The organism is Treponema vincentii (assembly GCF_018336815.1).
Lineage (GTDB): Bacteria > Spirochaetota > Spirochaetia > Treponematales > Treponemataceae > Treponema.
This window is the reverse complement of the sequence record NZ_CP050497.1, coordinates 159,275-172,263: the sequence shown is the minus strand read 5'-3', so window position 1 is coordinate 172,263 and position 12,989 is coordinate 159,275. Positions and strand designations below refer to the sequence as shown.

The 12,989-nt window shown below is 45.7% G+C and carries 9 protein-coding genes and 1 pseudogene; 7 read left to right on the top strand and 3 right to left on the bottom strand.

The genetic code is table 11. From position 1 onward, the window contains the following. Window positions 1–58: 58 nt before the first annotated feature. Together GWP40_RS00830 and GWP40_RS00825 are read right to left on the bottom strand one after the other, a co-directional pair. Window positions 59–1,018, bottom strand: a complete 960-nt coding sequence (locus tag GWP40_RS00830; protein WP_212565669.1) for a GGDEF domain-containing protein — start codon at window positions 1,016–1,018, stop codon at window positions 59–61. After that, entirely contained in the window at window positions 1,018–2,007 is a 990-nt protein-coding gene (locus tag GWP40_RS00825; RefSeq protein WP_230974502.1) for a GGDEF domain-containing protein, read from the bottom strand. The genes GWP40_RS00830 and GWP40_RS00825 overlap by 1 nt, the downstream gene beginning before the upstream one ends. Window positions 2,008–2,274: 267 nt before the next feature. Between GWP40_RS00825 and GWP40_RS00820 the strand changes: the two genes are divergently transcribed. The 6 genes and pseudogenes from GWP40_RS00820 to GWP40_RS00795 all read left to right on the top strand — a co-directional run bounded on the left by GWP40_RS00820 (window position 2,275) and on the right by GWP40_RS00795 (window position 10,540). Beyond that, complete coding sequence (locus GWP40_RS00820; protein WP_212565667.1) at window positions 2,275–3,888, top strand: Na+/H+ antiporter NhaC family protein; 1,614 nt, start codon at window positions 2,275–2,277, stop codon at window positions 3,886–3,888. 74 nt (window positions 3,889–3,962) lie between these two features. Next, the gene (locus tag GWP40_RS00815) at window positions 3,963–5,462 is read left to right on the top strand and encodes a LamG-like jellyroll fold domain-containing protein (RefSeq protein WP_212565666.1); all 1,500 of its coding nucleotides are present in this window, start codon (window positions 3,963–3,965) and stop codon (window positions 5,460–5,462) included. Between the two features lie 17 nt (window positions 5,463–5,479). After that, window positions 5,480–7,987, top strand: a complete 2,508-nt coding sequence (locus GWP40_RS00810; RefSeq protein ID WP_230974501.1) for a tetratricopeptide repeat protein — start codon at window positions 5,480–5,482, stop codon at window positions 7,985–7,987. A 22-nt stretch (window positions 7,988–8,009) separates the two neighbouring features. Further along, complete coding sequence (locus tag GWP40_RS00805) at window positions 8,010–8,762, top strand: hypothetical protein (protein WP_212565664.1); 753 nt, start codon at window positions 8,010–8,012, stop codon at window positions 8,760–8,762. 87 nt (window positions 8,763–8,849) lie between these two features. Then, on the top strand, window positions 8,850–9,497 hold the full coding sequence (gene deoC / locus GWP40_RS00800) for a deoxyribose-phosphate aldolase (protein ID WP_212565663.1): 648 nt from the start codon (window positions 8,850–8,852) through the stop codon (window positions 9,495–9,497). Between the two features lie 139 nt (window positions 9,498–9,636). Beyond that, window positions 9,637–10,540, top strand: a pseudogene (locus GWP40_RS00795) (amidohydrolase family protein). A 65-nt stretch (window positions 10,541–10,605) separates the two neighbouring features. Here the strand turns inward: GWP40_RS00795 and mnmG are convergent. After that, window positions 10,606–12,501, bottom strand: coding sequence for a tRNA uridine-5-carboxymethylaminomethyl(34) synthesis enzyme MnmG (mnmG, locus tag GWP40_RS00790; RefSeq protein ID WP_212565662.1), 1,896 nt, complete (start codon window positions 12,499–12,501; stop codon window positions 10,606–10,608). Window positions 12,502–12,594: 93 nt separating this feature from the next. Between mnmG and GWP40_RS00785 the strand changes: the two genes are divergently transcribed. Continuing rightward, window positions 12,595–12,987: a thioesterase family protein gene (locus GWP40_RS00785; protein ID WP_212565661.1), complete on the top strand. Its 393-nt coding sequence runs from the start codon at window positions 12,595–12,597 to the stop codon at window positions 12,985–12,987. Window positions 12,988–12,989: the final 2 nt, after the last annotated feature.

Sequence of the window (12,989 nt, the reverse complement as noted above, 5' to 3'; positions counted from 1 at the left end):
CTTATATTTTTTCATATTGATACGACTTGATATGACAGCTCCGCGTTTTTGTACTGTACTAAGCTGTGCATACACGGTTTCGCCCCTGCTCTTTTGCACAGTATAGCGCTTCGTCGGAATGCTTGAGTATATCCTGCACATTATCGTTATGGGCGCAGGGAACTAAGCCGATTGAACAAGAAACCGCCAAATCGGGATGCTCGTTAAATCTGATAGCGTTTACTCCCTCACAGACATTTTGGCAAAGCGTTTCAGCTCGTTCAAAATTTCCTCCGACAATAAAACAGAACTCGTCGCCGCCGTACCGGATCAGCGTATCCTGATGGTCAAAGGTTTTCTTAAACACATCGGTAATTGCAAGTAAAATGCTGTCGCAGAACACACTTCCGTAGGTTTTGTTTAAAGTACCGAAACGGTCGACATCCACCATTGCAAAACTGGCGCCGGTGGTTTCCGTGTTTCGGCGGATAAGGTTTCCGATATTATCATCCAAATAGCGCCGGTTAAAGAGGCCTGTAAAGGGATCGGTGATGGCGCGCTTCTTAGCTTCGTCGCCCCATTGGATAACTTGCGTTAAAAAGCTGTTTGTCCGCAAGAGGCGGGAAACCGTACTTGAAAGCATTTGTTGTAGGATAGAAACGGCAATAACAGGGTCGTTTACAATAATCTGCGAAAAATCCCGCGCTTTAAGCATAAAGCAGGAGGTGTTTTCCACCGCCGTACAAGAAGCTGAACGGGCCGTTTGTTCAAGCAGCGACATTTCACCGAAAAAGTCTCCGGAACGCAGTCTGCCCAGTTCGATATTTTCTTCTCCCGATTTTACCGAAATCGATATGCATCCTTGCACAATAATAAAAAGCTCCGAACCGATTTCCCCTTCATACACGAGGGTCTGCCCTGCTTCAACCTCGCAATAGAAAAGGGATGAAAGGACAACGCCCATTTGATCAGGTGTTAAGCGTGAAAAAAGAGAGGTTTTCCGTAAAACTTCAAGCCATCGCTGTTTTACTTCGAGCATTATATATCCTCCGGAAATAAAATCATCGAACCGCCGCGTTGTCTACCTATGAGCGGCATACCGGAACACCGTGTTACAATATCGGTGTAAATTTTCCCGTGCTGGGGAAAGAGGACAACACCAAGGCTCATACTTAAAAAGATTTTCTCTCCATTAAAAAGATGAGAAAGATCTAACGTTTCCAACTCATGTTTGATTTTCTCTGCAAATGTTCGAGCAGACTCCTTATCGGCATAGAGATGCGTAAGGACTGCAAATTCGTTCCCTTCGTAACGCACCAAAATGGTATTTTCCGAAAAGGCTTTTTTTAGATGACCGGCAATAAAAATAAGAGCCGTGTCCCCCGCTTCATGACCGAAACTGTCGTTGATCTGCTTAAAGTTATCGGGCTTCATCATAATAAGTGCAAAAGGTCCCTTGCAAAATTCTGCAAAAGATTCCTCTAAATAGGTGCGGTTAAATAGACCGGAAAGTTTATCGCTATAGACTTGATTCCGCAGCTCGCGTACAACCGGTGAATTCTCTTTAATGAGCATATTGGCAGCTCTGGTACGTTGAGAGGTGAAAATCAATAATGATTGAAAGAGATGTGCAAGTATCCGCGGATTATCGTGGAATAAGGTTTCAAGCGGAACCCCGCCTTTGGGAAATTCTAAGACACGGGCTTGTTTACGCGCTATTGCATACGCATCGTGTGGTTTACCGGTCAGCAAGGCGATTTCGCCGAATAACTCCCCTGCAACAAATTCAGCCAACGCAGCCTTTTTATCGGGAGCAAGGACTTCCACACTGCCGTTCAGTAACAGATAGACCTTCGAGCCGTTCTCTTCGGGTGTAAATATTACGCTGCCATCCTCAAATTCATTTACTTGACAGTGCATCATAATTTCGTCCAGTTCAATGTCAGTCCAGCCGGAAAAGAATGAGGTTTTCTGTAAAAACGTTTTTGCTTGAACAGCTAAGTCCGCTGATAATGGTATTTCTTGCATACCCTGTACTATATCATAAAACGAACAGGTAGTCATTAACGAAGAACGCATTTTTTTTGATTGTAAAGATGTTTTCCGAATTTGTAGGATGGATTATAAACTCATTCCTATAATACTAAGTATACCAAGCATCCCATTCCTACTGTACAGATATAAAATATATGCTACAATGTCTCTTCGGTTATCTCTAAACATTTGGTTAGATTTTGGAGGTTTTCTCTTTTTTAGCTTATCTCAACCCTGATAAAAAAGGAGCATTATATCTTTATGGATCACTTTGGACTGTGGGGTATTATCCCTCCCGTTTTAACTATTGCGCTTGCCTTCATCACAAAAGATGTTATTGTCTCGCTTTTCTTGGGGATATTATCCGGCTGTCTAATCGTTGCCGGTGGAAATCCTGCTGCGGCGCTTATGCAAGTAACGGATTTACTTGCAGGTTCTTTAGCAGACGGTTGGAATATCCGCATCTTCCTATTCTGCGGATTACTCGGCGCACTGGTCGGTATGTTGTCAAAAACGGGGGCGGCACAGGCATTTGGTTTATGGATGTCCAAAAAACTGAAAAACGGAACAGCTTCTCAGTTTGCAACGTTTATATTCGGGTTAATCGTTTTTATCGATGACTATTTTAACTCTTTAACCGTCGGAACCGTTATGCGTCCGATAAATGATCAGCATAAGGTTCCGCGTGCAAAGCTCGCATATATTTTGGATTCCACCGCAGCTCCGATATGTATTTTAGCGCCTGTTTCAAGCTGGGTTGTTACCGTTATGTCTATCGTAAGAAATTCCGAAGGATTCAGTAAACTAGGCATGAGCGATTTTGAATTTTTTATCCGCGCTATTCCGTACAACCTTTACGCGCTCACAACGATTCTGATGATTCTTGTCATCATCTTTTTTAAAACGGATTTTGGCGCTATGAAAAGATCAGAGAACTTAGCAAGAACTTCCGGTCTCCTCTGGAACGAAGAAGTCTACGGGGTTATCTCCGGCGATGTCCCCGAAGAGCAAACAACTCTCGCAAAGCCGATCGATATGCTGCTGCCCATTTTGCTCCTTATTGTTTTTGCTATTGTCTTTTTCCCCGCCGTTTCGTGGATCAATGCCATAGACGGCTCCACAATTACCAATATATCACAAGCAGCCGCATCGATGAGTCTCCGCGACGCTTTTATCAATACCGATTCATCCTATGCGCTTTTTTATGCCATTATTTTTACTTTAACCGTTACATACGTTTACTATCTTGCACGCCGCCTTATGAATCTAAAAGAAGCAAGCGAAGCTGTCCGCGACGGTATAAAGTCTATGGTTCCCGCTCTTATTATTTTGACGATGGCGTGGTCAATCGGAGCGGTCATACGCTCATCTCCTGCAGACGGCGGTTTGGGACTGGGACGTTACCTTTCCAAACTGGTTGTCAGCAGCTCTTTCCCGTTGTGGATACTTCCTGCTATCGTCTTTGCGTTGTCAGCAGTTATTGCATTTGCAACCGGCACCAGTTGGGGAACTTTCGGTATTATGATCCCGATTATTATGCCGATAGCTGTCGGGTTAACGGAAAACGCCGGATTAGCGCAAAATACCGCGCTCAACGCCGTCTTCATCTGTATTTCGGCCGTCCTCGGTGGGGCTGTTTTCGGTGATCATGCATCCCCTATTTCAGATACTACAATTTTATCCTCTACGGGGGCAGCTTGCCCGCATTTGGAGCATGTCGCAACACAGATGCCGTATGCGCTTTTTGTTGCAACGTGTTCGTTAGCAGGTTTTATCACCGGTGGAATCTTTATGAATATTCTTTCCGCATGGATCGCTGTTTTAGTTGTATTTATCGGCGGCATCATTGTTTTACCTAAGATAACGAAAGCGTAAAAGTAACTGCTATAATTATCTTGTCTATTAAAACTTTCTTAAATGATATATACTTTTATCCGATAATTAAGACGATGATGTGTACGAAAAAATTTTTTTCAGTGCTATTTTTTTTCTCAAGCATTCTTACTGCTTCGTTTACCGGTAATGCTGTATTTGAATTAGGCGGAAAGCATGGGTGGGGAATGCTGCAGTATACGGAAAATATACAGATGTGTCCGGGAAAGTACGGGAATCCCGGTATTTCGCTCAGCAGCAGTGTCCCAAAGATAACGCAGGAAACCGATCTTTACCTTAATTTCGATTCTCCCTCTATTATAGAAGAGACCAGCTCCTATACGGTTGTCTCCTCGAATATGCGTTTTGCAGGCGCTGAACAAGCAAAGCTCGGCGCTGGCGCTGCAATGTGCAGTCCTCATGTAAAAACAGCCGGTTTGGTTTTAAAGCCTCAAAAAGGATCTTTTTTCGGAGGTGAAAGTTCTGCCGGTTCGTTTACGATTGAATTTTGGATTGCGCCGTCGGTTACCGAAAACGGGAGTATTATTCTCCAATGGTATTCCTCATATTTTGAAAGCGAACGCCTAACCGACCAACACATTATCGCACAGATCATTCAGAATAAGTTGCAATGGGATTTTTTTAATATTTGGCAAGATAAATACAATAACGGTATTCCTATTCAGCTGAGGGGGCGCACTAATTTAATTCCTTCGCAATGGTCACACCATTTGATTACGTATGATGAAGAAATCGGGCTGTTGGAGTACCGGATGAACGGGCATACAGAGAACATCGTCTACATTACCGAGAATGGGCGGGAAAGCGATGCCGTTTTATTGTCAAAAATGGGGAATGCGGCTGATCTTTCAATCGGTGTGCATTATTCGGGAATGCTTGATGAGATGAGGGTAACCAAACGGTTTGTCGAACCGCCGACTTTTGCCGAGCAGACAGCGCTATTTGACCGGTATCACCTTAACGGCGGTCGTTTTGAATCTCTGATTATTGATTCAGGCGGTTCTCTGTCCGAAGCAAAGATGTTGACTGTTTCTGTGGACACGCCGGTACAAACGGACGCAGTGTTCTTTATTCGATCCGGAGAGAACCGTTACGCATGGACGGATACGGAGCCTGCATGGAAACCCGTACACAGCGGACAGGCAATTACGGGAATGCAAGGACGATTCTTTCAAATTGCAGGAAATCTGTACCCTGATGCGGAAGGACAAAAAACGCCGATTGTGCATTCCATCAGCCTTGAATATGAAAAAGATTCCGAGCCGCTACCGCCAGCACGGTTATTTGCAGCGCCTAAGGACGGCGAAATCGAGCTGTCATGGACACCGTCAATTGATTTTGATGTAAAAGGTTATATGGTTTATTACGGCGAGCGCCGTGGAGAATATTTTTCGGCGGGTTCGCCACTGAATGTGGGTAAGGTTCTTTCTTATCGCATACCGAATTTGCATAATGGTAAAATTTATTTTTTTGCCGTTGCCGCCTATGATGATGAGGTCGGTACGCGGGTAGGGGCGTTTTCTCAAGAAGTATGGGCAAGGCCGCGGAAGGAATAACGGTTTGTAGAGGAACTATGTCGGAGTCACTTGATTTTATCTTTGAACGTGCAAATTCAGCTTTAATTACTCAAGATTTTGAATATGCCGAACGGTTATTGACCAATGTGCTCACCAAACGTCCTGATATATCGCCGGAAGATAAGGAAAAAATCGAAAACTTATTGGCGCGTATCTATGGGGATGAAGGTAACTCTGAACGCTCGTTGGAAGCCTATCTTCGGTTATATGAGCGCGAACCTGACAATCTGCACCTTATGCTGAGCATCGGACGTGTTTATCGGCATCTATGCCGCTATGAAGATGCGCTTAACATATTGCAAAAAGCAAGAGATGCCGGCGGTGATACCAATGAGGTGCTGTATAGCTTTGCAAAGACCTACAAAAAGATGGGGGATTATGCGAAAGCTGCCGGATATTTTTTGCGTGCGATAGAACTTAAACCCGACCATGCTCATGCGTATGACCGGCTTGGTAATCTGTATGTTCTAACCGGTGAAACGGATAAAGCGATTGAAATATATAAACAAGGTATTCGTGTAGACGCTAATCATCCCTATTTAAATTTCCACCTTGCCGAACTTTTACGCCAAGAAAAGCGATATGAAGAAGCGATTGTATATTATAACTCGGTACTTCGTGTTAATCCTGCGTGGGCAGAAGTATTGGCGGGGATTGCTGCTGCGTATTTAGGGTTGGATAAACTTGATGATGCACTGAATACCTATCGATCGCTGCTTCGTGTAACCGGTGAAAACGCCCCGATTTATACGGAGCTCGGGTATCTTTTTGAAAAGAAGCAACTTCAGCAGGAAGCTGAACAATATTATTACGATGCTTTGACGATTGATCCCGGATACGCCCCTGCTGCACTTGCCTTAACGGCTCTTTTAGAAAAAAGACAGCGGTATAACGAAGCGCTTTCGATCTTACTTGCTGCAGAAGCTGCTCCGGTAAATGCCGACAATCATGCATTACGGCTTAAAGCCATTCAAATGTGCATGTATGCGAAAGATTATGCAAAAGCCCATGAGCTTTTTGGACGGTTGGACACGGAACACAGTAACAGCCTTAACGCACTCAAGCTGCGGGGACAACTGTATGCCCTTACCGGCGAGCTTGAACAAGCTGAAGAGACATTCAAACAAATATTAACAACAGCGCCATCCGCGATAGAGTTCCGCCAAGAACTTGCCGAACAATACCTTTTGGCGCATAAATATGAAGCAGCTAAGGAGCAGCTTAAACTTTTCTTGAGGCAAAAGCCGAACGATATTTCTGCATTGATGGCATTAGGCAAAGCTGAAGAATTGCTAAATAATCCTCAGGCAGCGTATCAAGAATATCAGAAAGTGCTTGAGTTAAAACCGAATGCTATTGAAGCCCACTCCGCTCTTTCTCGGTTATTTCAAAAACGGGGAGATACGCTTGAGGCTTTAAAAACGGCAAATGAGATTCTTAATATGCAGAGCGGCTCCGAATCGGACGAACCTGAACAAGATATGTCCGCCTCGCTCGATCTCTATGAGCAGGCTGCAGAAAACTATATAGCCGATCCATTGTTAACCAAAAACCTTGAACAGCTAAAATCCGATGATTCACATCTTTATATTTCTCCGGCAGAATTGAATCCGGATCCGAAACAAAATATTCCTTCATTGCGAGACATATCAATGTCCGAACGGGAGCTCCCGTTTGAAATGCTCATCGAAGGGACTGAAGAGGTAAAGGAACTTCCGCCGGAGAAAGATGATACTTCTATTGACGGTATCCAGTTGATTGGCGCTCAACAATCGGATATATCCGGTCTGTCCGCATTTCCAGCTTATTCCCGTGCGGTGTCTGCACCCCATGCGTTCGGCGCCGGAAATTTTGATGCTGCGAGTCTTGCTGCAGCATCAGGGAGCAGCATCGGTGGTGCCCCGCAAATAAACAGCAGCTTACCGAATGGTCAAGGAGGCGCAGCCGCCAATGAGACAGTTGCTTCACCTGTCGATGAACTGTATCTTAATCCGGATCATTCTGAAAACAACACCGCCCTTGATGTAGGCGGCATTTCGCAAAAAAATGCACAAGCGTTGCAAAAGTTGCAAAACCTTATTCGTGACGAAGCGACGCAGAAAAGATTAAAAGAAATAGATAGCCGCGGTACCAGCATAGGTTTTTTGCAGGATATTATTTCGGATATCGATAAGCAGTTTGATGAGAATCGCTATGTGCAAGTCGTCGAGGTTTTAGCTGAAAGAATTGCTGAAAACCTGAGCCGTAAAATGCCGCTTCAACCGGTTGCTCCAAAAGAAGAACCTGAGGATCAGTCGGTTCAATCGGAACCGCAAGCATTGCAAGAACCGGAGGAAATACCCCAAGCAGCAGCAACGGAAGCTGCCGCAGAAGAGTGCCCCGTCGCAGTAACAACAGCAGGAGAAGCTGAAGCAACAGCAGCAGCAGCAGAAGAAGAAGAAGAAGAAGGTTTACAGATTGCCGAAACGCAAGAATCTTTCCCTGAGATGGAAAAAAGATTGTGAACCGGTTAATGAGAATGTATCGGTGAATGACGATAATGTTCAGGTTGTCGAAACTTCGGAAGAAGATATTTTCGGTGACGAAGAAAATCAAGCAATTTCGCTTGAAACCGACACTGTTCCGATAGTTGAGATGACGGACAAAGACCCTGCAGAAGCGGTTACGGAAGAAGCAACGGAAGCAGAAGCTGTAGATGTTCAACCTGATTTCGCTCACGAAGACAATCCCGAAATTATCGTTGATAATGGTGAAGATGCTGCTACCGAAGATTCGGTGTCCGAGGATTCGGAGAACGAGGCAGAATGTGAGCCGAGCGATAACCAAGTGCCGTTTGTTCTTGATCAAGAACAGCAAAACCTTTTGTGGTGTCACGCAAAACATCAGATTAAAGATTCTCCTTCGTTTGAGCAATATCTTAATACGACCGACCCCGAGCAACTTGCTCAGTTGTTCTTGTATTTGCGCGATTTAGCTATCTATCTTCCGCAGGAAGAACTTGAAATTTTTCTTAACAGCAGTGAACGAATACAGATTTATTATATTATTGCTCGGTTATCGGGCGAACTGGGGCTTAAAGAACGTGCGAACCTTATTAAGCAGGCTTGTAGTGTAGTGAGTGAACCGCAGCCGTATAATGATGCGGCAGTATTTAAACTGCTGAGTTATTTACGTGATTTAAGTATTGACTTGCCGGATCAAGAATTGGGAACAAGAGTAAGACAAGAATTGGAACAATTAATGGCGAATATGTCGGCGGTGTTGCCTAACTTATCATAAGCTAAAGAGATGTCGCAAATTACATCTAAGGAAAACCTCTAAAAACTGAAGTTTTTAGAAGTTCCCTATTATTTTTAGGAGAAAAAAATGGAGTTGAATAAGTATATCGATCATACTTTATTAAAGCCGAATGCCGTAGAATCGGAAATTATTGCATTGTGTAAGGAAGCGAAGGAGTATCATTTTGCTTCAGTGTGTGTGAATCCTTGCAATGTCGCATTGGTCAAAAAGGAACTTGCCGGTTCCGATGTGATGACGTGCAGCGTTATCGGATTCCCGTTTGGAACACAGACCACCGAAGTAAAGTGCGCCGAAACCGAGCAGGCTTTGAAAGACGGTGCCGATGAAATCGATATGGTTATTAATATCGGGAAACTGCTTGAGGGCAACACCGGCTATGTTGAAAAAGAAATCGCTGCACTTGCTTCTATCTGCCATGCAAAGAAAGCTCATTTAAAGGTAATCGTGGAGACGTGTTATCTGTCCGAAAAGGATATTGCAAATGTCTGCGCTGCGGTTGAACAAGCCGGAGCTGATTTTATTAAAACGTCTACCGGTTACGGTTCACGCGGGGCAGCGCTTGAGGATATTGCATTATTTAAAAAATACCTCAAAAAAGATACAAAGATTAAGGCGTCCGGCGGTATCCGCAGCCGCGAGGATGCCCTTAAATATATAGAAGCAGGGTGTTCAAGGATTGGCACCAGCAGCGGTATTAAAATTATCAAAGGATAAATCGCCGTTAATGGATATTTTGCTGTATAATGCAGTAAGGCTGTCAGATTTAAGATTTTTCGATATTCACCGATAATTACACTGTCGGTTTGTCGGAATATATGTCGGATACCAGTAGAGGCGCAAAAAGGGTTTTAGAATGAAAGATCTTGAGTATTTAAAATCGCGACCGAAGTCGGATACGCATAATCATCTCAATTTGAGTATGAAATACGAACGTTACAAGCATTGGGCGGGCGTAATCATTCCAAATTTTCCCCGCAAAATGGCAGGTCTTGATGAAATGCACCAAGTAATCGGCGCTTATACTCGTCCGCGCTGTAAAACGGCAAAAGACGTCAAAGCCCTTTTTGAAATGTCTATACAGGATGCGATTGCCGATAATGTTGTATGGCTTGAAACATCAATTGATATCGGTTTTATAAAACATTACGATAACAATATTGATAAGTTTTTATCAGACATTTCGGAGCTTGTGGCAAAATATAAAAAGCAAATTGAAATACGCCCCGAGGTTGGCATTCCCAAAACGCTCGATCGTAATTTTATTCGTACATGGGTATATCCGCTTTTTGGAAGTAAGGTGTTTAAGAATGTCGATTTATACGGCCCCGAAGTATTTGAAGGCATTGAGGATTTTGACTATATCTTTAAACTGGCCGAAAAGCATAACATCAAAAAGAAAGCGCACATCGGAGAATTTTCCGATGCAAAATCCGTTCGTAAATTTGTTGAGTTTTTTAATTTGGATGAAGTGCAGCACGGTATCGGAGCCGCTTCCGACGATTCGGTGTTGAAATTTTTAGCTGACCGAAAAATACGTTGTAATGTGTGCCCGATGAGTAATGTGATGCTGAGCGCAGTACCGAGTTTAAAAGAACACCCCATCAAAAAAGATGATTGATGCGGGGATTCCGATAGGGCTCGGTACCGATGATCTATTGTTCTTTGGAAAGACAAATAGCGATCAACTCTACGATATGCTGAAATGCGGGGTGATTACGGACGCCGATGCAGAAATGCTGATGGCGGTACGTGGTTAAGTGATGCACCGCTTATGCTTCTCTTGAAAATCTCCAAACCTAACTGAGTTTTTAGAAACACACTCTTATTTTATCGCGACCATCAAAACCATAATATCCGAAGGCCTGATGCCGGGAATTCTGCTTGCCTGTCCGATTGTGGCAGGCATTACCCGCTTTAACCGTGCAAGCGATTCCGTAGAAAGCCCCGAAACCGCATCGTAGTTAAAGCTCGGCGGGATACGGCTCGTTTCCATCTTCTTCATTTTATCAATTCGTTTATCCTGCGCGACAATGTAATGCTCATAGCGGATTTCCAGTTCCGCCGCGTTTTTAATTGCCTCGGAATACTGTGCGCTTGCAGGATCGCATCGGCAGATCAGCTCGAGCGGGATGAGCGGGTCGTGCAGCGCGTCGGCGAGGGACTTACCGAGATGACACTGCAAAGCGGGTTCCGCTTCCACAATGCTGCCGGTAATTTTCAACTCCCGCCAGTGTTTGATAAGCTCGCCGCGCTGCACAAGTTTTTCCTGTAGGCGGGTATAGGCGCTTTGTTTTTGCAAGCCGATGCGGTATGCGCGCTCGGTGAGCCGCTCGTCGGCGGTATCGTGCCGGAGCTTGAGCCGGTATTCGGCGCGGGCGGTGAACATCCGGTAGGGTTCATCGACCCCTTGCGTAATAAGGTCGTCGATCATTACGCCGATGTAGGCTTCGTCGCGGCGGAGTGTAAACGGTTCGTAGGTTGCCGGTTGTGCGTGGTTGAAAGCTCTGGCATACAACGCTGCGTTGATGCCGGCGATGAGGCCTTGACCGCCCGCTTCTTCGTAGCCGGAGGTTCCGTTGATTTGCCCCGCGGTAAAAAGCCCCGCAATCCGGCGGGTTTGTAAGTCCGGTCCCAGCTGTAGCGGAGAAACTACTGCGTAGTCAACCGCATACGCGGGGCGGGTAATCACGGCATCAGCAAAACCGGTCAGGGTGCGGAGCATTTGATCTTGCACATCCTCCGGCAGCGAAGACGAAAATCCGTTGATGTACAGCTCATCGCTCATCAGCCCTTCCGGTTCGATATACAGCTGATGCCGCGTGCGTTCGGGGAACTTCCGTACCTTGTCTTCGATGGAAGGGCAGTAGCGGGCGCCCGTTGCGTGAATTTTCCCCGAAAAAAGCGGCGAGCGATGAAAGTTTTGCCGAATAACCTCGTGAGTATGCTCGTTGGTGTAGCAGACATAGCACACTGCCGAAGGGCGGAATATTTCCGCCGTGTCGAAGGAGAACGGGCGCATCACTGCATCTGCTTCTTGTATTTCCAGCTGAGAAAGATCGACGGATTTCCGTAATACGCGGCAGGGGGTACCGGTTTTGAGCCTACTCATCGTGAAGCCCTTGCGCGCAAGGGCGGCGCCAAGCCCGATCGCCGCTTTTTCACCGAGGCGGCCTTCTTCCGCTTCGAACTCGCCGATGTAGATTTTCCCTTCCATAAAGGTGCCGGTGGTGAGCACTACCGCTTGTGCGGAAATTGTTCGGCCGCGCGCCGTCAGTACCGCCTGTATGCTGCCGTTTTCCACAAGCCCGCTTTCCGCAGTCTGCGAGGAGATGACATCAACAACCGTATCTTGGTAAATATGGAGATTTTTTTCTTTTTCGAGGGTGTACTGCGCGGTCTGCGCATATAGGAATTTATCCGCCTGAATGCGGGGCGACTGCACTGCCGGCCCGCGGCTTTTGTTAAGCAGGCGGTATTGAATCATACACGCATCGGCGAGTTTTCCCATCTCGCCGCCGAGCGCATCTATTTCCCGCACGATGTTACCTTTGGAAACGCCCCCAATCGAGGGGTTGCAGGACATTCTGCCGATAGTATCAACTGTTTGTGTAATAAGAAGGGTTTGCGCACCCATTCGTGCGGCGGCGAGCGAGGCTTCGATGCCTGCGTGTCCCCCGCCGACGACAATCACGTCATAGTCCGAATAACGAAAATTCATAGCGGGTATTATAGCGAAACGGCTCTTGTTTGTCTGGTATAGATTTGTATTTTCGGCTATAACTATGTTGCATATTTATAATTGGAGGTGGTTATGGAAGTAGGAATTAAAGGTGATGCCAGCTTTGTTGTTACAAAGGAAATGCTCGCAACTGCGGTGGGGAGCGGAACGGTGGATGTATTTGCAACGCCGGCTATGATTGCTCGGATGGAAGATACGGCAACGCGCAGCGTGATGCCATATTTGGACGAAGGGCTGGCAACGGTGGGAATCCATGTGGATGTACGGCATCTTGATGCAACCCCCGAGGGAATGAAGGTGTCCATCCACACTGAATTGATAGAAATCAATGCAAACGGAAAATTCCTAACCTTTCAGGTTGAAGCGCGTGATGAACGCGGCGTGATCGGCAGCGGTATCCATGAACGCGCGATTATCAATGTCGGCCGCTTTATGGAAAAAGTGGATAAAAAGAAAAACGCATAACG